19 protein-coding genes and 1 pseudogene are annotated in these 17,664 nt (G+C 62.7%); 12 read left to right on the top strand and 8 right to left on the bottom strand.

The genetic code is table 11. The features are described from left to right. The first annotated feature begins 39 nt into the window (after positions 1-39). From Y708_RS27010 to Y708_RS27000, 6 genes are all read left to right on the top strand, one after another. The gene (locus Y708_RS27010) at positions 40-1,011 is read left to right on the top strand and encodes a hypothetical protein (RefSeq protein ID WP_035777136.1); all 972 of its coding nucleotides are present in this window, start codon (positions 40-42) and stop codon (positions 1,009-1,011) included. Continuing rightward, positions 1,008-1,799 carry a hypothetical protein gene (locus Y708_RS27005; protein ID WP_051479260.1) on the top strand — a complete coding sequence of 264 codons (792 nt, stop codon included), beginning with the start codon at positions 1,008-1,010 and terminating at the stop codon, positions 1,797-1,799. Before Y708_RS27010 ends, Y708_RS27005 begins: the two co-directional genes overlap by 4 nt. Beyond that, a complete protein-coding gene (locus Y708_RS0121135) occupies positions 1,792-2,232 on the top strand; it encodes an RDD family protein (protein WP_081747103.1) in 441 nt (146 codons plus the stop codon). The genes Y708_RS27005 and Y708_RS0121135 overlap by 8 nt, the downstream gene beginning before the upstream one ends. Positions 2,233-2,301: 69 nt before the next feature. Then, a complete protein-coding gene (locus Y708_RS0121130) occupies positions 2,302-2,931 on the top strand; it encodes a hypothetical protein (RefSeq protein ID WP_028281448.1) in 630 nt (209 codons plus the stop codon). A gap of 154 nt (positions 2,932-3,085) precedes the next feature. Further along, positions 3,086-3,880: an alpha/beta fold hydrolase gene (locus tag Y708_RS0121125; protein WP_035777135.1), complete on the top strand. Its 795-nt coding sequence runs from the start codon at positions 3,086-3,088 to the stop codon at positions 3,878-3,880. A gap of 205 nt (positions 3,881-4,085) precedes the next feature. Continuing rightward, positions 4,086-4,292 (top strand): transposase, encoded by a 207-nt coding sequence (locus tag Y708_RS27000; protein WP_081747102.1) that lies wholly within the window; start codon positions 4,086-4,088, stop codon positions 4,290-4,292. Between the two features lie 46 nt (positions 4,293-4,338). Here Y708_RS27000 and Y708_RS0121115 read toward each other — a convergent pair whose 3' ends face one another. Then, entirely contained in the window at positions 4,339-5,178 is an 840-nt protein-coding gene (locus tag Y708_RS0121115; RefSeq protein WP_028281446.1) for an HAD family hydrolase, read from the bottom strand. Positions 5,179-5,512: 334 nt separating this feature from the next. On the opposite strand from Y708_RS0121115, the gene Y708_RS27800 reads away from it, so the two are divergent. Continuing rightward, on the top strand, positions 5,513-6,481 hold the full coding sequence (locus Y708_RS27800) for a hypothetical protein (RefSeq protein WP_051479259.1): 969 nt from the start codon (positions 5,513-5,515) through the stop codon (positions 6,479-6,481). A 136-nt stretch (positions 6,482-6,617) separates the two neighbouring features. Here the strand turns inward: Y708_RS27800 and serS are convergent, their stop codons facing one another. Then, the gene (gene serS, locus Y708_RS0121105; RefSeq protein WP_028281445.1) at positions 6,618-7,889 is read right to left on the bottom strand and encodes a serine--tRNA ligase; all 1,272 of its coding nucleotides are present in this window, start codon (positions 7,887-7,889) and stop codon (positions 6,618-6,620) included. Between the two features lie 68 nt (positions 7,890-7,957). On the opposite strand from serS, the gene Y708_RS26990 reads away from it, so the two are divergent. Beyond that, a complete protein-coding gene (locus tag Y708_RS26990; RefSeq protein ID WP_051479258.1) occupies positions 7,958-9,058 on the top strand; it encodes a diacylglycerol/lipid kinase family protein in 1,101 nt (366 codons plus the stop codon). Here the strand turns inward: Y708_RS26990 and Y708_RS27795 are convergent. The 5 genes and pseudogenes from Y708_RS27795 to Y708_RS0121080 all read right to left on the bottom strand — a co-directional run bounded on the left by Y708_RS27795 (position 9,055) and on the right by Y708_RS0121080 (position 11,791). Then, on the bottom strand, positions 9,055-9,429 hold the full coding sequence (locus Y708_RS27795; RefSeq protein WP_028281444.1) for a hypothetical protein: 375 nt from the start codon (positions 9,427-9,429) through the stop codon (positions 9,055-9,057). The genes Y708_RS26990 and Y708_RS27795 overlap by 4 nt on opposite strands. Positions 9,430-9,515: 86 nt before the next feature. After that, complete coding sequence (locus Y708_RS31340) at positions 9,516-10,061, bottom strand: site-specific integrase (RefSeq protein WP_253905917.1); 546 nt, start codon at positions 10,059-10,061, stop codon at positions 9,516-9,518. A 278-nt stretch (positions 10,062-10,339) separates the two neighbouring features. Then, a pseudogene (locus Y708_RS31610) lies at positions 10,340-10,489 on the bottom strand (DNA topoisomerase IB); the annotation flags it as partial. Between the two features lie 34 nt (positions 10,490-10,523). Further along, positions 10,524-11,468: a prephenate dehydratase gene (pheA, locus tag Y708_RS0121085; RefSeq protein WP_028281443.1), complete on the bottom strand. Its 945-nt coding sequence runs from the start codon at positions 11,466-11,468 to the stop codon at positions 10,524-10,526. After that, positions 11,465-11,791, bottom strand: a complete 327-nt coding sequence (locus Y708_RS0121080) for a rhodanese-like domain-containing protein (protein WP_028281442.1) — start codon at positions 11,789-11,791, stop codon at positions 11,465-11,467. Before Y708_RS0121080 ends, pheA begins: the two co-directional genes overlap by 4 nt. A gap of 87 nt (positions 11,792-11,878) precedes the next feature. Between Y708_RS0121080 and Y708_RS0121075 the strand changes: the two genes are divergently transcribed. The 4 genes from Y708_RS0121075 to Y708_RS0121060 all read left to right on the top strand — a co-directional run bounded on the left by Y708_RS0121075 (position 11,879) and on the right by Y708_RS0121060 (position 17,204). Continuing rightward, positions 11,879-12,631, top strand: coding sequence for a Type 1 glutamine amidotransferase-like domain-containing protein (locus Y708_RS0121075; protein ID WP_028281441.1), 753 nt, complete (start codon positions 11,879-11,881; stop codon positions 12,629-12,631). Then, a complete protein-coding gene (locus Y708_RS26975; protein WP_051479257.1) occupies positions 12,628-14,055 on the top strand; it encodes an amidase in 1,428 nt (475 codons plus the stop codon). The genes Y708_RS0121075 and Y708_RS26975 overlap by 4 nt, the downstream gene beginning before the upstream one ends. A gap of 32 nt (positions 14,056-14,087) precedes the next feature. Beyond that, the gene (locus Y708_RS0121065) at positions 14,088-15,554 is read left to right on the top strand and encodes a peptide MFS transporter (protein WP_028281440.1); all 1,467 of its coding nucleotides are present in this window, start codon (positions 14,088-14,090) and stop codon (positions 15,552-15,554) included. 135 nt (positions 15,555-15,689) lie between these two features. Beyond that, positions 15,690-17,204, top strand: a complete 1,515-nt coding sequence (locus Y708_RS0121060; RefSeq protein WP_028281439.1) for a long-chain-fatty-acid--CoA ligase — start codon at positions 15,690-15,692, stop codon at positions 17,202-17,204. Here the strand turns inward: Y708_RS0121060 and Y708_RS29480 are convergent. After that, on the bottom strand, positions 17,201-17,362 hold the full coding sequence (locus Y708_RS29480; protein WP_155853981.1) for a hypothetical protein: 162 nt from the start codon (positions 17,360-17,362) through the stop codon (positions 17,201-17,203). The genes Y708_RS0121060 and Y708_RS29480 overlap by 4 nt on opposite strands. Between the last annotated feature and the right edge of the window lie 302 nt (positions 17,363-17,664).

Genomic DNA, 17,664 nt, shown 5'->3' with positions numbered 1-17,664 from the left:
TGAGGTGGAATCTTCCGGTCTCAACGTGAAGGCATACTCATGTCAGAAACACTCGGCGCCAACATCGAGCAGCTGCAAACACTGGCTGAGCGGTTTTCGCAATCCGCCGAAAACCTGCGCACCATCCGGTCCACCCTGACAGCCGGCGTCATCAATAACACCGGATGGCGCGGCAGGGACGCCGACTCGCTCCGTTCCTCCTGGGACGGCCAACAGATGGCCATCATGCTTGCGGCTAATACGCTGGACCGGGGATCACGTGACCTGCTGGAACAGGCGCGCCAGCAGGAGCAGACGTCGGACTCAGGTTCAGGTGCCATTGGCGGTTTCGACGGCACCCCGGCGGGCACAGCCAAGAGCGCCGACGGCGGCGGCGGCATCCTTGATGCAATCGTCGACTCACTCAGCGCAGCGGGCGGATTCGCGGCCGCCGGCTATGGCGCGTATCAGTTCCTCAAAAACTCGGAAGCGTTCATCAACAGCAAACGCATTCTCGATCTTGCGCAGGGACTCCGCAACGTCTCGTGGGCCGACGACATGCTCAACGCGACCAGCAAGTTTTCGAAGTTCAGCCGTTTCGCTGGGCCGCTCCTGGCGCCGTTCAGCATTGCCGGCGGCATTCACGACATGTTCGATCCGGCTCATGAGGGAGCCCTCGGGGTGGGCGACCGCGTGGCCGGTGGTTTGAGCGTCATTGGCGGTGGTGGAACTTTGCTGATGGCGGCCGGACTGCTGGGCCCGGTGGGCGTGGGAATTGTGGTGGGCGCCGGTGTGGCCGCCGGAGCCTGGGCGCTCGGCACCTACGTCTATGACAACTGGGACAATATTACGGAGTTCACGGGGAACGCCGTGGACGCGGTGAGGGACTTCGGCGGAGACGCTGTGGATGCGGTCACGGACTTTGGCAGTGACGCATTGGAAGGCGCCGGCGACCTGGCCGATAGTGTGACTGAAGGTGTAGGCGACTTTGTTGATGATCCGATTGGATCGATTGGAGGATTGTTCGATTGAGTACCAAGCAGATTGAGTGGACCACCCGCGACGTCGAGTGTGCAAAGCAGGTCCTGGCACTGTCGTTTGAGGCCAGCGATGGGCTCCCGACTCTCACCGACGAGGAAATCGTTGCCCTCGACGGTATCGACAGGGACCAGTTTGTCGCTTTGCCGTTCCTCGAAAAACACGAGGAAAACAAGTATCTGGCCGCAACTGTTGCGCTGCGGAGCCTGATGTCCAAGGGCATCGCCTTTCCGGTTATCGAGAAAGGAAACGAAGAGCCCACCCGGCTCAACGCCAATGAGCACGTCACCGGCATCATGACGCTGCGCCGGACCGCGCAGCGCATCGTCACCGGACAGCGGACCTCTGACGTTGGCCGTCACTGGCTCTTCACCTACATTCACGACGACACCGTGCTTGAGGAAGAGGTGAACGACGGCGGCATCCACGCTTTTGTGGTCTACCCGGCTGATCGTCTGGCTCACCGGTTGTCCGTGCTCGGAGACCCCAGGAGTGTTGCGGACTCAGACGGGGAGCCCACGGTCTTGAACCAAGCGGAGTTTGAGGATCGTGGCGTCTCGTTGCTTGGTGAAAGCCGCGCAGTGACGATTTACACCGGCGCAAGCGGTGGTCCGGAAACGTTCACCAATCTCACCGTGTACACCGGCGCCGATTCCGTTCAGGTTCTCTCTGCCACAAACCAGTCCGGGTCCGCGCAGTTCAGCATTGCAGAGGTCTCCGCGGACACTCTCAACCGAAGGCTGCAGGAAGAACTCGTCAATACTCCGTCATCCAATGAATAACACCATGACCGCTGTGCGTGCAGGCGCCGGCCGGCGCATCGCGGCGGCCCTGATTGACATTGTGATGGGCGTGCTCCTGTGGCTTGCCTGCACCTTGGTGCTTACACCCATCCTGGCCACCGGCTTCACGGACACCGGAGACGCCGCAGCGCTGGCGCTCGTTCTGGGCCTTCCGGTGTCCGCCATCATCTACGGCATCTTTTACGGCACCCGGCGGACCCTCGGCGCGGCAATGGTGGGAATCAAAAGTGTGCGGGTGCCGGACGGCCGGCCCATCGGGGCATGGAAAGGTATCGGCAGGATGCTTGCCACGGTGCTGCTGGTGCCGTTCATTCCATTGCTGATAATCGGCGCAATACTCAGCGCAACTACCCCCTTCCCCACGTTTGGCGATGGCCAGCGGAAGTATACGGTGATCCGGACACGTTCGTAGTCCACGCAAACTCGTGCCTAATCAACGTAAATCGGTTGTTTACGGAACAGCTTCAGTCATACTGATGCCATGCTCTTTGTGCTGACCATCAACCAGCGTGATTCCCGCGAGGTCGGCGACCTGGTTCCGGACCTGCTGCGCGAATTACGTTTTGTCGATGCCGTGGTCCCCTTTCAACGGTCGGTTGGGGACGAGTTGCAAGGCGCGGTGGACAATGCCGCCGCGGCCGTCGACATCGCGTTGAAAGCCATCCGTTTCCGGCGGTGGCATGTGGGAATCGGAGTGGGTGAGCTTCATGTGCCCATTCCCGAGAAAATAGTCGAAGCACAAGGGTACGGGCTGGTGTATGCGCGCCGCGCCGTGAACCGGGCCCAGAAAACCGGTGAGCGCATACCGCTTGCGGTGGACGGGCCGGATACCCAGATCGCGGCTGAAGCCGAAGCTGTGCTGCGGCTGCTCGGCCAGATTGTCTATACGCGCTCTGAGGCGGAGTGGAATGTGCTGGACTTGATGACTCCGGGCGCACGCGGACAGCAGAAGCTCATCGCCCAGGAACTCAGCATCACCACCCAGGCAGTCAGTAAGGCAGTGGTCCGCTCCCATTGGATCGAGGAATGGGCAACCCGGCCCGCCGCCGCCCGGCTCCTCGATCTAGCCTACGGACCGGTTTCGCTGCCGCCTGCGGCACTCGCGTACTAGGTCGTGTCTCCTAAATCGGGGGCCTACTAGCTGGAATGCGTCAAGATCGCAGGCGCATGGCAGGACCACATCCGTTACCAGCACATCCTCTCCTGAGCCTCAGCGTCTGGCAGAGGCTTGCTCACGGTCCGCTTGCGCGGCGTACCCTGAAGCCATGGAATCCGAGGTCCGGGATCTTAGGCTCCGGACAGGCATCACGGTGCCGTGTCTCGTTCAGGGCGACGCCGACGCGCGGCCAATGCTGCTGCTGCATCCGTGGGGCGAATCCCGCGGATGCTTCGATCGCCTGGCACCACTGCTGACTAAGTTCAGGATCTACGCCCCCGACCTCCGGGGGCAGGGTGCCGCGGACAAACCGGAGTCGGGATACTCCCTGGCGGAACAGGCCGAGGACGCCGCCGCGATTCTGGACGCCCTCAACGTTCCGAAGGCCTTCGTCCTCGGCTCCTCCAGCGGCGGCTACGTCGCCCAGCAGCTGACCGTCGCCTACCCGGGCCGGGTCGCGGCACTCGTGCTGGTGGGCTCCCCACTGAGCCTCCGCGGACGGCCCCCGTTCGCCGATGAAGTGGACCGCCTGACGGACCCCATCGACGAGGATTGGGTCCGGCATTCGTTGTCCTGGTATCCCCTGTTGCATGCGGTTCCCTCCTGGTTTATCGAGGACCGGATAAGCGACGGCGTCAGGATGCCCGCCCACGCGTGGAAGGGCATCCTGCAGGGCCTCGGCACCGCCACGCCGCCAACTGAGTCGGGAACCATCCAGGCACCCACACTGATCCTGTGGGGCGACGATGACAACTTGTTGCCACGGAGCGACCAAGAAGTGTTGGCAGCCCGGATAACCGGCGCCGTGCTGAAGATCTACCCCGATGCGGCGCATCTGGTCTTGTGGGAATGCCCGGATCGGGTCGCATCCGATGTTACGGCGTTCTTTGATTCCTTCCAGTGATCTAATAGATGCGCGCCGCGGACTCGGAGCCTTGGACGCCTTGTGAAAGCCACCGGTTGATGACAGAAGGCATCAACTACCGCTACCGGGCACGGCACTAGCCTTCCCCGCCACACAGGGGGACCTCTCGAATTACAGGAATCTGATTGATGAGCCGGATGATCATGCCGTCGGACGCTCCGCAGCGGCCTGACAAGGAAGATCCATGCCCTGCTACCTGCGCGGACGTGGCGTTGAATGCGTCATCCCAGAAAACGACGACCAGAAATCATCCAACAGGAAACGCAGGGGCTTCTCCAGCGGACGGCCCATAAGCTACGACAAGGACGCGCACAAGCGGCGCAATGTCGTCGAACGCAGTTTCAACACCCTCAAGCAATGGCGCTCCGGGCCACTCGCTACGACGAATTAGCCCTCACCTACGCTCAGGAAACACGCCCTAAGCCGGCAACGGCAAGTCAGGCGAGGGAGCGCAGGACTTTCGCGGCGCCGTCGTCGTACACGGATCCCGTGACCTCCGAGGCCGCCGCCAGCACTTCTTCCGGAGCCTGTCCCATAGCGACTCCGCGAGCCGCCCAGGTAAGCATCTCGATATCATTCCGGCCGTCGCCCACCGCAACCGTGTGCGACGGATCGACGTTGGTTCTGCGGCGGAGAAGTTCGAGCGCGCTCGCCTTGGTGACGCCGGACGCGGCAATGTCCAGCCAAGCGGTCCAGCCTACAGAGTAGGTGACACCGTGGAGTCCGATTGCCTCAACGGCCTCGCCGAACTCCTCGGCCGTGCTGTCAGTGCTGAAGACCACCACGCGCACCGCCGTTGCCTCCAGCATGCGCGCGAAGTCCACGCTCTTCGCCTCAGCTCCAAAACTGGCATCCTGAAACCGCTCAGTGGCGAGGAACTGACCCTGGTCATCCTCAAGCGCGAACTTTGCGGTAGGAAGACTCCTGCGAAGCGCCCTGAGTGCGGGCCCGGGATCGAAGGTGACCCGGTTGATCACTTCATAACCGGTGTCGAGGTTATGGGTATCGATCCGGAGGGTCACGCCACCGTTGGAGCACACCGCGTAACCGCGGGTGAGCCCAATACGTTCGATGATGGGAAGCGTTGCGCCCAGGGACCGGCCCGTTGCCACGATCACCTCGTGGCCGGCGTCCACCACCGCGCGGGCGGCGTCCCGCACTTCATCCGACATGTCGCCGTCATGGTCAACAAGCGTGCCGTCAACGTCGAGTGCGATGAGCTTCCTGTTATGTGTCTGCTGCTGGTCATCGATGCCAGCCGTAATTGCGGTTGTCATTAGTCCAGTGAACCAGATGCCAGCCGCTGGTCGGTAGGGCGGAGGTCACAGCTTGGCAAACGGTTGGTTACTTCTTGGCGTCGCTGATCGTGCGGAACACGGCCGTTGATCGTGGGCTGGGCGCGGCAGGAGTCCGGCCGAGCGACGCTTTCGGTCGCGGGACACGGCAATGAGCGGAGGCGTCAGTCGTTAGGGTTGCGCCAGACCGGTCAGGGAGCTCCTGGGCGGAACTGTGTCCGGGACTTCACCTCCACAGCGGTTCACACACCGCGCTTTATCCACATACGCACCGATTGCGGAGATACGCCGATCCTAACGGTCCATCCTAGACAGCATGGCCCTACCGCACCTTCAGCTCAGTTCCTCCCTCAGCATCATTGGCCAGGACAGCAAAGCGCTCAGACAAAAGCACGGCGCCGGACTACTCGTCCGGGTGCGCCGCGGAGCATACGTCGATGCGAAAGCGTGGAAGAAGCTGGACGAATGGGACCGTCACCGCCTCGCCGCTCAGGCGCTTGAAGCGATTGCGGACTACGCCCCACATTTTTCGCGGCGGAGCGCTGCAGTCATCTGGGGAATTTCGGTTCGAAAGGTTCCGCCGACACTTCAGTGCACACACAACCGTCCGGGTGGTGGGCGGAGCCGCCATGGTGTCGACCGTCAACTCATCCGCCCACATCAGCAGTTTGTGTCCCAAGGCGGACTAACGTTGACGGATATCCCGAGTACGCTCTTGGACCTTGCGGGTACTGACTCGTTCGAGGATGCAGTCATCGCGTGGGACTATTGCCTCAACCCACAGCGCAGCGGCAGCTGCCGGATCACCCGGGCACAGATGCAGCGCCGCCTCGACCAGCTTCAGCCGGCAGCCCTCCGCTCACGGTGCCGGGCCATTCTGGATTTCGCGGTGACCAATTCCGGCTCTGCAGGCGAGTCTCTGAGCAGGGCATCAATGTATCTGATGGGCTTCCCACCCCCGGAGCTCCAACGTGTATTCCTCGACGCTCAGGGAAGACATATTGCTACGACGGATTACTATTGGCCGGAAAACAAGCTTGTGGGTGAGTTTGACGGGCGCGCCAAGTACAAGAGCGAGGAGTTTCTCGGTGGGCGCCGGCCTGAGGACATTGTTGTCGCGGAGAAGATCCGTGAAGACAGGCTTAGGGCACAGGGCAATGGCGTTGCCCGATGGCTTTGGGAGGATGCCACCCACCCTGAACGGTTGCGTACCATCCTTCTCAATGCCGGTTTGGAGCCGACACTCCGAAGATGCCCTCCAGGTCAATGGCGTTCGACATCCTGAAAACCGGCGACGCTTTTGACCGCGGGACACGGTAACGGGCGGAGGTGCCAGTCGTTACGGTGTCCGACGGCCGTTGAGGTCGCGCAGAATCAGAAATGGCGCCTGCGGGAGGTTCCGCAGGCGCCACGTCGCTCGGCTAAATGACCGGAAGGACTTCCAAGCCACCCAGATACGGTCGCAGTGCCACGGGAACCGTCACCGACCCGTCCGGATTCTGGTGGTGCTCCAAGATGGCAACGATCCACCGGGTTGTGGCCAGGGTCCCGTTCAGGGTCGCGACAGCGCGCGTGCCCTTCTGCCCCTCCCCCAACAACCGTTCACGGATGTTCAGGCGCCGGGCCTGGAACGTTGTGCAATTGGACGTAGAGGTCAGCTCGCGGTAGGCGTTCTGGGTGGGAACCCACGCCTCGCAGTCGAACTTGCGCGCGGCGGACATACCCAGGTCGCCGGCAGCCGTGTCTATCACACGGTAGGGAAGCTCAACCTTCGCCAGCATCTCCTCTTCCCACGCAAGCATCCGCTCATGCTCCGCGTAGGATTCCTCAACGGTGGTGTAGGAAAACATTTCCACCTTGTTGAACTGATGGACGCGGATAATGCCGCGGTTATCCTTACCGTGTGCGCCCGCCTCCCGCCGGTAACACGATGACCAGCCGGCGTAGCGCACGGGCCCGTCCGACAGGTCGAGGATCTCGTCGGCGTGATAACCGGCCATCGCCACCTCCGAGGTGCCTACCAGGTACAGGTCGTCTTCAGCGAGGCGGTAGATCTCGGCGTCGTGCGCCACGTCGAAGCCGGTGCCCTGCATGATCTCGGGGCGGACCAGGGTTGGCGTGATCATCGGTGTAAAACCGGCTTGGACGGCCTGGTCCATTGCCATGTTCAGCAGCGCCAGCTCAAGGCGCGCCCCAACGCCTTTGAGGAAGTAGAACCGTGAGCCGGACACTTTGGCTCCCCGTTCCATGTCAATGGCGCCGAGAAGCTCCCCGATTTCAAGATGGTCCCGGGGCGCGAAATCGAACTCCGCGGGCGCTCCAACTGTCTTGAGGACCGTAAAGTCATCTTCGCCGCCCTCGGGAACGCCATCCTGGATGACATTGGGCAACCGGCGCAGCAGCAATTCCTGCTCGGCCTTGGAAGCCTCCGCCTCGGCGGCAGCAGTCTTCACTGCCGCAGCGAGCGCTTTCACTTCGGCGAGCAGCTCCTGCTTTTGGGCACCCTGTGCCTTCGCCACCCGCTTGCCGAAGGCATTCTGGTCCGCACGCAGGGACTCAGCGCTGGTGACCGCCTCGCGCCGCTTGGAGTCTGCGGAAACAACTGAGTCAACCAGGGATTCATCAGCCCGCCGGGCGCGCTGTGACAGGCGGAATTTTTCAGGGTTTTCGCGAAGTTCATTTACGTCGATCACCGTCCAAGACTACCCAATTGCGGGGGGCGCCTTGGCATCCCACCGGGTAGGGATAGTCTGGGTCCATCATGCAGGTCGAGTTGGTTGTCCTTGTAATTGCGGCACTCGCCGCAGCCGTATCGGCTTATAGCTGGTGGGGTGTTCGCCGGGCGCGCGCCGGACGGTCCGACATCGTGTCCTACGCTGCAGCACCGCCGCCCAATTCCGGTACCCAGCGCGTTGCGCTCGTCCTGAACCCGGTCAAGCTGCACGCCGCCCTCACCCGTGAACAGGTTGAGCAGGCCTGCGCCGACTCCGGATGGGAGCCTCCGCTGATCCTCGAAACCACGGTTGAGGACCCGGGTTTCGGTCAGGCGAGCCGCGCACTGGAGGAGGGGTACGACGTCGTACTGGCGGCTGGCGGGGACGGTACGGTCCGCGCTGTGGCCCAGACGCTGGCACACAGTTCCGCGTCGCTGGGCCTTGTTCCCCTGGGGACAGGAAATCTGCTTGCACGCAACCTGGGGATCGCGGTCAATGACATTCCCCGGAGCATCCGGCAGGCGCTTCATGGCAGCGGACGGCGAATAGACATGGGGCGGATCTCGCTGCTGAACGAACGCACCGGCGTCAGCTCTCAGCATGCCTTCCTCGTTGTGGGCGGCATCGGGCTGGACGCAACGGTGGTGGCCGCAACCAGGGACAGCCTGAAGGAGAAGTTCGGCTGGCTGGCATACAGCGAAGCGGGAGTACGGCATCTTCCCGGCCGGCGGCAGCGCGTCTCCATCAGCCTGGACGACCGTCCCGCCCAGAGCCGAAAGGTGCGCAGCGTTCTCTTCGCGAATTGCGCCAAGCTGCCCGGAGGCATTGAGCTTATTCCAGACTCGACCATCGACGACGGCTACCTGGACGTGGTGGTCATGAGCCCCCGCAGCGTTCTTGGCTGGTTGTGGATGGCAGGAAAAATAGTCTTCCGGCAGCGCCGCCCCATTCCCGTCCTCACCTACTACCGCGCCCGAAAGGTAACTGTGACGGTACTCGAACCCACCGAAACACAGATCGACGGCGATCTATCGGGTGCCGTTACCACCGTTTCCGTTGAAGTGGATCCGGGGGCGCTGATGGTCCGGGTGCTGGGGGAAACAACCGGACCATCAGCGGGACTCTTCAGTCATTCGGCAGAAAGCTAACGGGTTCCTTTATCGCGGTCGGGGTCATCGCTGGAGTCAGCGTCGGTGTACTGCCCTTCCCGCTCGGTGACGCCGGTCGCGTCCCCCTCAACATCGGTGTATTCGCCTTCTTCCACCGAATTTTCCGCGCTGGTGTATCCGCCATCCGATGTGGGCGTCTGCGCTCCGGTATACCCGCCGGTCACCGTCTCGTCGACGCTCCCGTCAGGGAACTCGCCATGCGCCTGGCTGTTAATAAGCTGCTGCTCCTCCGCGAATCGGAGGTCATTCGCCTGGTCGCCAGCGTCGCCATGCCAGTTCTCATCCGAGGTGCTTCCACCGCCCTCGTTCGGGTTGACTTCGCGCCCTTCGTCTTTTGACTGTTCACTCATGGTGCCTGCCTTTCATCAAAGGTCCGCGCCACTGGCCGGGCGCTCACCGTAAGCCTACTTACGGGACGGGCGGCGCGGAAGCTTTCCTAGGCATTAAGCAGCCCGCGAACAGCCTTCTCCGACGCCGAGTACCCTGCCACGGGGATCACCTCGCCGCTCATGAAACGGTCAACCAATCGCGGATCAACGTAGGAGCTTCGCGCGACTGCGGGCGTGTTACCCAGGTGATCGGCAACGCTGCGCATAGTTGCTGCCACGGCTTTTTGGCGGGCAGTCCGGCTGGCCGCCTTGAGATCGAGACGTGCAAGCTCCATTGCAGCAACCACAGTGGCCTGCCACGTCCGGAAATCCTTGGCGGTGAAACCGTCACCGCTGACCTGGCGCAGGAAGTCGTTGAGCTGGGCTGCGTCAACCTGTTGCCACCCGCCGTCACCCGCACGGTAGGCAAGGACGGTGTCCGCGCCCTCCCTGCGGAGCATGGGCCGCAGGGCCGCTGCCAGGTCCGCATCTTCCACGGTGCTTTCCCATTGCTGGCCGCTTTTCCCCGGAAAGTTGAACCGGACCACGGGACCGCGGAGCTGCACATGATCAACCCGCAGCGTGGTGACGCCAAAGGACCCATTAGCCTCCACATATTGGGTGGAGCCGATCCGCAGGGCCCCGCATCAACTATCCGTAGCCCGGCGGCCAGTGCCCGCTCCAAACCGCTGCCCTTACTTCGCAGATGCTGCGTGATCACCCGTCGTGCGCCGGGCAAACGCTCTCCGAACTCCAGCGCCCGATCAAATTTTTCCCTGTCCTTCCGTTCCCTCCATGCGGGATGGTAGATGTACTGGCGCCTGCCGGCGTCGTCCGTGCCAACCGCTTGAATGTGTCCGTTTGCGTAGGGCGCAATCCATACGTCCGCCCACGCGGGCGGGATGGCCAAAGCCTTCACGCGCTCAACCTCGGCCTGATCCTTCAGCACAGAACCATCGGCAGAGGCGTAGCTGAACCCTGTCCCGTGACGTCGCCTGGTGATACCGGCCTTGCTGAAATCACTGCGGCGAAGCCGAGTCATAACCACCACCCTTTGGAGTGAACGCTAGAGAGCGTTAGCGGAGATCTTCCCTGTCCGGGGAGGGTTTCAGCAGTGAATCCACCCATATATGTGCTGCGCGGAATGCATCGTCGGTGGTGTGGCGGACGACGTCGTGTTCCCGACGGTCCGCGCGGGCGTACGAGCCCAGAAACCGAAGCTGAGGGCTGATGCGGTGCAGACCCTTCAGCGCGTCGGCCACCCTGGCGTCGGCGATATGTCCGTCCGCGTCAATGCTGAAAAAGTAATCTCCAAGGAACTGGCCCGTTGGCCGCGACTCGATACGGCTCAGGTTGACGCCGCGCGCCGCAAACTGGTCAAGAATTTCCATCAAAGCACCAGGATGATCCTCCGGCAGCGGGATGACGAGGGTGGTCTTGTCCGCCCCAGTGGGCTCGGGCAACACGTTTGGTTTGCTCACCAGGATGAAGCGAGTGACCGCGTCGGAGACATCGCCAATGTGTTCAGCCAGCACGCGCAGGGACAGGCGTGCCGCCACCAGCGGGGAGCAGATCCCGGCGTCATAGGTGCAATCGTCGTTCAGCAGCCCATACGCTGAGGCAGCGGTTGATGATGCGGGAACATATTCTGCTTGAGGGATATGCGCTTCGGTCCACCCACGGCACTGCGCCCAGGCGTGGCCGTGCGTGGCCACCGTCCGGACGTCCGCGAGTTCCAAGCCGGGCTGTGCCACCAGGACAAACGAAATGGGAACCAGCACCTCACGGATGATCCGCAACGGCTCTCCGCCGGCGATGGCATCCAGAGTGGCCGAGACCCCGCCCTCAACCGAATTCTCGATCGGCACCATAGCGGCATCAACCGCACCCTTGCGCACCAGGTCAAGTGCGGCGTTGACTGTTGAGACCGGAATCCGATCGGCGGAGTCCGCCCCGGGCACCTGCAGAAGAGCTGCCTCGGTGAAGGTTCCTTCGGGGCCCAGGTAGGCGTACGAATTCATAAGACCCGTGGCTCTTTCCCGGATTCGGACACTATTGGTTTGGACGCCTCAACCCAGGCATCCATCCCTCCGGCAACATTCACCGCTGAATACCCGTTGGCCACCAGCCACTGGGCCACGCGGAAGGAGCGGCCACCCGTGCGGCAGATAACCTGAACGTCCTCATCCGGATCCAGTTCCTCAAGCCGTGCGGGGATCTGCTCAACGGGGATATGCAGGGCACCGTCAATATGGCCCGCCTGCCATTCGTAGTCCTCGCGCACGTCAAGGACCGTTGTTTCGGTGCTGACGGCGTCAACCAACACATTCTCAAACTCGCTCAAGCTGCTTGCCCTCCACTTGTCCGGCGACCTCTGTCCAAGCCTATAGTGGAGGCGGACCCGACCGATCACAAGCATGCTGAGGTGCCTATGCCCGCGGAGCAACCCACCATCCTTGCAACTTCCGGTGGCTATAGGCGCGGCCACCGGGTGGATGTGGAATTCAACCACCTGGTGCACCACGCGGTGGAGCTGTCCGGTGTCTCCGGACGGGCGCCGCGGATCACCTTTCTGGGTACCGCAGGAGGCGATTCGCGGGAATGGAACCAGCGCTTCACCGAGGCGTCGCGGGTGGCCGGCTTTCAGTCCACCTGCCTGAATCTTTTCACCATGCCGAATGTGCAGAACCCGGAGGAACACCTTCTAAACCAGGATGTGGTCTGGGTCAACGGCGGATCGGTGGCCAATCTGCTCGCCGTGTGGCGGGTTCATGGACTGGACGAGGCCTTCCGCCGCGTCTGGGAGGCCGGCGTGGTGCTGGCAGGGGTCTCCGCCGGATCGCTGTGTTGGTTCCAGGGCGGCACCACCGACTCCTTTGGCCCCGAACTGCAGCCGGTCACCAACGCTCTGGGATTCCTGCCCTTTGGCAATGGCGTGCACTACGATTCCGAGGATCAGCGCAGACCCCTCATTCACCGTCTGGTCGCCGACGGCACGCTGGGTGAGACTCACTGCACCGACGACGGCGTTGGTCTGGTGTACCAAGGCACCCGCCTCATGGAAGCGGTCAGTGAGTCACCCGGCAAGGGTGCCTACATTGTGCGCGCCGGTGCCGGCGAGAGCGTCGATGCAGTGGCAGTCGAAGAGCGGGTTGAGCCGCGGTTCCTCGGCCCGTCACGGTGACTGCTCTCCACGAGCTGACCGCACTGGCCCAACGGGACGCCATTGCCCGCGGCGAACTCAGCTCCCGCGAATTGACCGCGCATTACCTCCGGCGCATTGAGGAACTGAACCCCGGCCTGGGATCTTTTGTCACGGTCACAGCGGATTTGGCTCTTGCCGAAGCTGTCGCCGCCGATCAACGTCAGGCCGAAGGTGGTGATCTGCCCGCCCTTCACGGACTGCCGCTGGCGCATAAGGATCTGGCCGACGTCGCGGGTGTCAAAACCACCCACGGGAGCGCGGCACTGGACCATGGCACTGCCCTCAGCGACTCCCCACTGGTATCCGTGCTGCGGCGCGCTGGAGCCATCAGCCTCGGCAAAACGCAGGTTCCTGAGTTCGGCCTGAGCTGCTACAGCGAGAACCGCGTTGCCCCGTCCGCGCGCAATCCCCTCGATCCCACGCTCAGCCCTGGAGGATCGTCCGGCGGGAGTGCGGCCGCCGTCGCCGCCGCCATGCTTCCGTTTGCGCCGGGCACCGACGGCGGCGGGTCGGTGAGGATCCCCGCCGCCGCCACCGGGCTGGTTGGCTTGAAGCCAAACCGCGGCCGGGTACCTTCCGGCTCGGGGCAAAGCGATCTGGGCCAGTTTGTGGTAGCCGGGCCCTTGGCAAGAACGACGGCGGATGCCGCCGTGCTGCTCGACGCCATGGTCAACGAGCCGAATCACCACGCGACTTCCGCGGTGCGGAGCGGCTCTTTTCTCCAGGCGGCGCAACGTGCGGCAGGGACGTTCCGCATTGGCGTGAGCACGGCATCGCCGTTCGCAAGTGCCTTTCACATCGCGCTCGACCAGCCGGCCCAAGCGGGCCTGGATGCCGGGATTAAGGCACTCACCGCCGTCGGGCATGATCTGCTTGAGACGGACATCCGCTATGACGAGCGGTACCACCGCGCCTTCCAGACGGTATGGACCGCCGCCCTCGCCGTCGCCCGGATTCCGCTGAGCCGCGAACCGCAGCTCATGCCGCTTACCCGCACCCTCCGCCACCGGGCACAGGAGCGCAGCGGCACCGAACTGGCCGGCGCCGTCGACATCCTGAGGCAGTTCGAACAGGACACCATTGCGCAGTACGCGGAGTTCGACATGATTCTGACGCCCGCCCTCGGAATGTCGCCGAGGCCGATCGGCTGGTACACCTCCTCGGAGGCGGACACGGATTACATGCGGCAGTGCCAGTACTCCCCGTTCACGTCGATGGTGAACGTCTGCGGCCTGCCGGCCATCTCGGTACCGGTGCACACCACGGCCGCTGGACTCTCCATGGGAATCCAGCTGATCGGGCGGCCCAGCGCCGAGGCGGACCTGCTGGCTGTGTCGGCGCAACTGGAGGGTCATCTCCGCCCGCACCGGGGTCACCCGGCGCGAGCACTGAAGTGGATATGACAGCCCCAAAGCCCGATGGCATCATGGAATAAATGAGCACAACTCAAAAACCCCCTGCCAATCCGGCAGAAAAGACATTTCTGGGACACCCCCGGATGCTGGCCAACCTCTTCAGCGTTGAACTTTGGGAACGATTCTCCTTCTATGGCATGCAGGGCATCCTGCTGTATTACATGTACTACTCCGTGGCCGACGGTGGTCTCGGAATTGACCAGGGAATAGCCACCGGCCTTGTCGGCGCCTACGGTGGCGGCGTCTATCTTTCCACCATTCTTGGCGCATGGCTCGCGGACCGCATCCTTGGTTCCGAGAAGGTGCTGTTCTATTCAGCCATCATGATCATGCTTGGCCACATCGCCCTGGCTTTGCTGCCCGGCGGCGTGGGCCTGGCCATCGGCTTGATACTGGTTGGCTTCGGTTCCGGCGGATTGAAAGCCAACGCAACTTCACTGGTGGGAACGCTGTATAAGGAGGGTGATGACCGCCGTGACGCAGGGTTCTCCCTCTTCTACATGGGCATCAACCTCGGTGCGCTGATCGGACCGCTCCTGACCGGTCTTGCCTGGACGGAATACGGCTTCCACTACGGGTTTGGGCTAGCAGCGATCGGCATGGCCATCGGCCTGACTCAGTACGCGCTGACACGCAAGAACCTCCCGGAGGAGTCCCACTCGGTGGCAAACCCCCTGCCCGGTGGAAATTCCAGGATGCTGCTTGCTATTGCCGCGGGAGCGATCGTCATCATTGTGGTCGCATTCCTCACCGGTCTGGTGAACCCGGCAAACCTGGCACTGGTCATGGCCTACCTCGCGATCGCCGCCTCCGTTGCGTACTTTGTGGTGATCCTCCGCAATCCGCGGGTCAACGCCATTGAACGCAAACGCGTCTACTCCTTCATTCCCATGTTCCTTGCAAGCGCCGCCTTCTGGGCGTTGTTCCAGCAGCAATTCACTGTTGTGGCTATCTACGCGGACCGAAGCCTTGACCGGAACCTGTTTGGCTGGGTCATGCCACCGAGCTTCGTCCAGTCGATCAACCCGATTTTCATCATCATCTTCGCGGCGATTTTCGCGGCTCTGTGGACGAAACTGGGAAGCCGCCAGCCCTCGTCTCCGCTGAAGTTTGCACTCGGGCTGGTCTTCATGGGCGTAGCCTTCCTGCTGTTTATCCCGTTCTCGGGAGGCGGGCAAAACAGTACTCCGTTGATTGCTCTCGCGATGATCCTCCTGTTTTTCACGTTCGCCGAGCTGTTCCTTTCCCCCATCGGACTATCGGTGGCCACCAAGTTGGCCCCAAGGGTTTTCCGCACACAGATGGTGGCTCTGAACTTCCTGTCCATTTCGCTTGGCACCACCGTGGCCGGCATCCTTGCCGGTTACTACAACCAAGACAACGAAGTTCCGTATTTCTCCTTCAGCGGCATCACCGCAATCATTCTCGGAATTGCCCTGGCCGTTGCAACTCCCGGCATCAAAAAACTGATGAGCGGCGTGCGGTAACGCAACCAGCCACAGCGCCAGCGGCGCCCGCCCGGTGAAGGGCGGGCGCCGCCGTCGTTCGCGGCCCTTGCGGACTGGAACCCGATGAAACAGACTGTTACCCACCGGTAACACCCTGCGATCGAAGGAGATCCTGTGACCAATCTTGCCGAAAACCTCAGCGCTGCAGCTGCTGCGCACCAGGACGCGCTTGCTATCAAACTTGACGATGTTGAGCTCACGTTCGGGGCAATGGAGCTGATGAGTCAGCGGGTTTGCGGGCTACTGTCGCAGAAGGGAGTATCTCCCGGCGACCGGGTTGCGCTGGTCATGCCTAACATCCCCCAGATGGCCTTCATCTACTACGGAGTGTTGCGGTTCGGGGCGATTGTGGTTCCGCTCAACCCTCTCCTGAAGGCACGTGAGGTTGCCTATCACCTCACCGATTCCGGAGCGCGGCTGGTGTTCGCCTGGGACGGGATTGTGAAGGAGGCCGTGGCCGGTGCCGAGACGTCTGCTGCCGACCAGGGTGTGCCCCTCGAAGTCATTACCGTGGATGGCGGAACGTTCATGCAGCAGCTCAGTCAGGTGGAGCCGGCACTCGGCGTGCACTCCGTGGACGGCGGCGAGACGGCCGTGCTGCTGTACACCTCAGGGACAACCGGCCGGCCCAAGGGCGCGGCGCTCACGCATGACAACCTGCGCCGGAACGCAGAAATCTCCCGGGATTTGATGGGCACCACGGCCGGTGACGTGCTGTTCGGCGGGCTTCCGTTCTTCCATATCTTTGGGCAGACCTGCGCACTGAACGCCTCCGTCCTGACCGGCGCCACCGTTACTCTGCTGCCGAAGTTTGAGCCCGCCAAGGCGCTGGAGATCATCCAACGGGACAGGGTAACCATCTTTGAAGGCGTTCCCACCATGTATATCGCGATGCTCCGGCACCCCTCCGTTTCCTCTGCGGACCTGTCCTCCCTCCGGGTTGCGGTGTCGGGGGGATCTGCGTTGCCGGTGGAGGTGCTGCGTGAGTTTGAGCGGGTATTCGGGGCCGAACTGTTGGAAGGGTACGGACTGTCCGAAACGTCGCCGATTGTGAGCTTCAACCGCCGCGGCACCGAGCGTAAGCCCGGATCCATTGGCACACCGGTGGACGGTGTCGAGGTGCGGATGCTGGACGAGGACGGCGCCGAGGTGCCCACCGGCGAGGTAGGAGAACTATCCGTGCGGGGTCACTGCGTGATGAAAGGCTACTGGAACAACGACGACGCCACGGCGGCGGCCATCCCGGACGGCTGGTTCCGCACCGGGGACCTTGCAAAATTCGACGACGACGGCGCCATCTTCATTGTTGACCGGAAGAAGGACGTCATACTCCGTGGCGGCTACAACGTGTATCCACGGGAGGTCGAGGAGGTGCTGTATGAGCACCCTGCCGTTGCGGAGGCCGCCGTCATTGGGGTCGCGGATGACCTGCAGGGCGAGGAGATTGTGGCCGTGGTCGCGCTGAAAGCCGAGGCGGCCGCTCAGGATGAAACCGCTCTGCGTCAAGAGATTCTGGACTTTGTGAAGGAGCGGGTGGCCGCCTACAAGTACCCTCGAACGCTGGAGTTCGTGGACGCTCTGCCGAAGGGACCAACTGGCAAGATCCTCAAGCGGGAGATCAAGGTTTAGCGGCCGTCGTCGGCTTTTTCCGCAGTTTCGTTTTCGGGGCCGGGACCGCCGTATCCACCGGCTTCCGTGCCGCTAGCGGAGTTCTCTCCCGGTTCGTTCGGTTCCCGCTCCAGGGAGCTTTCTTCCGCGGCGTCGTCTTCGTTGCCCTGCTCGCTCATGGTGAAGCCTTTCATTGCCGGTCATGTCGGTGGTTCCAACCTACCGGCGGGCTGTCGGAAACGTAAGACCCCGCGTTGACTCTTAGGACCTCCGCGTAGCCGGATGCGTTGCCTCATTTGCAAACCTCCGCTTGGTCGTGGTTGACGGGTTGGTGGCCGGTGTCGGGGTATGCCCGTATTCACGGAGCTCACGATGGTGCAACGACATGCTGCGACAAAGAAGGAGGCCCTCGCGTACCGCGGCGCAGATCAAGTGCTGGGAAGTCCCGGAGCCTCCCGAGCCGGTCAAGTTGACCGGCTCG

This window comes from Arthrobacter sp. H5, assembly GCF_000520595.1.
GTDB lineage: Bacteria > Actinomycetota > Actinomycetes > Actinomycetales > Micrococcaceae > Arthrobacter_D.
Note: the sequence above shows the minus strand (reverse complement) of the source record. Positions and strands in the feature narration are given on the sequence as shown.

Bases quoted from the DNA above. Each gene is read 5' to 3' on its own strand.
- Y708_RS29480 (WP_155853981.1), bottom strand. From the start codon at position 17,362: ATGAGCGAGCAGGGCAACGAAGACGACGCCGCGGAAGAAAGCTCCCTG.
- Y708_RS27800 (WP_051479259.1), top strand. From the start codon at position 5,513: ATGGCCCTACCGCACCTTCAGCTCAGTTCCTCCCTCAGCATCATTGGC.
- pheA (WP_028281443.1), bottom strand. From the start codon at position 11,468: ATGAATTCGTACGCCTACCTGGGCCCCGAAGGAACCTTCACCGAGGCA.
- Y708_RS27000 (WP_081747102.1), top strand. From the start codon at position 4,086: ATGCCCTGCTACCTGCGCGGACGTGGCGTTGAATGCGTCATCCCAGAA.
- Y708_RS0121065 (WP_028281440.1), top strand. From the start codon at position 14,088: ATGAGCACAACTCAAAAACCCCCTGCCAATCCGGCAGAAAAGACATTT.
- Y708_RS0121115 (WP_028281446.1), bottom strand. From the start codon at position 5,178: ATGACAACCGCAATTACGGCTGGCATCGATGACCAGCAGCAGACACAT.
- Y708_RS0121125 (WP_035777135.1), top strand. From the start codon at position 3,086: ATGGAATCCGAGGTCCGGGATCTTAGGCTCCGGACAGGCATCACGGTG.
- Y708_RS27795 (WP_028281444.1), bottom strand. From the start codon at position 9,429: ATGAGTGAACAGTCAAAAGACGAAGGGCGCGAAGTCAACCCGAACGAG.
- Y708_RS0121135 (WP_081747103.1), top strand. From the start codon at position 1,792: ATGAATAACACCATGACCGCTGTGCGTGCAGGCGCCGGCCGGCGCATC.
- Y708_RS0121130 (WP_028281448.1), top strand. From the start codon at position 2,302: ATGCTCTTTGTGCTGACCATCAACCAGCGTGATTCCCGCGAGGTCGGC.
- Y708_RS26990 (WP_051479258.1), top strand. From the start codon at position 7,958: ATGCAGGTCGAGTTGGTTGTCCTTGTAATTGCGGCACTCGCCGCAGCC.
- Y708_RS0121075 (WP_028281441.1), top strand. From the start codon at position 11,879: ATGCCCGCGGAGCAACCCACCATCCTTGCAACTTCCGGTGGCTATAGG.
- Y708_RS27010 (WP_035777136.1), top strand. From the start codon at position 40: ATGTCAGAAACACTCGGCGCCAACATCGAGCAGCTGCAAACACTGGCT.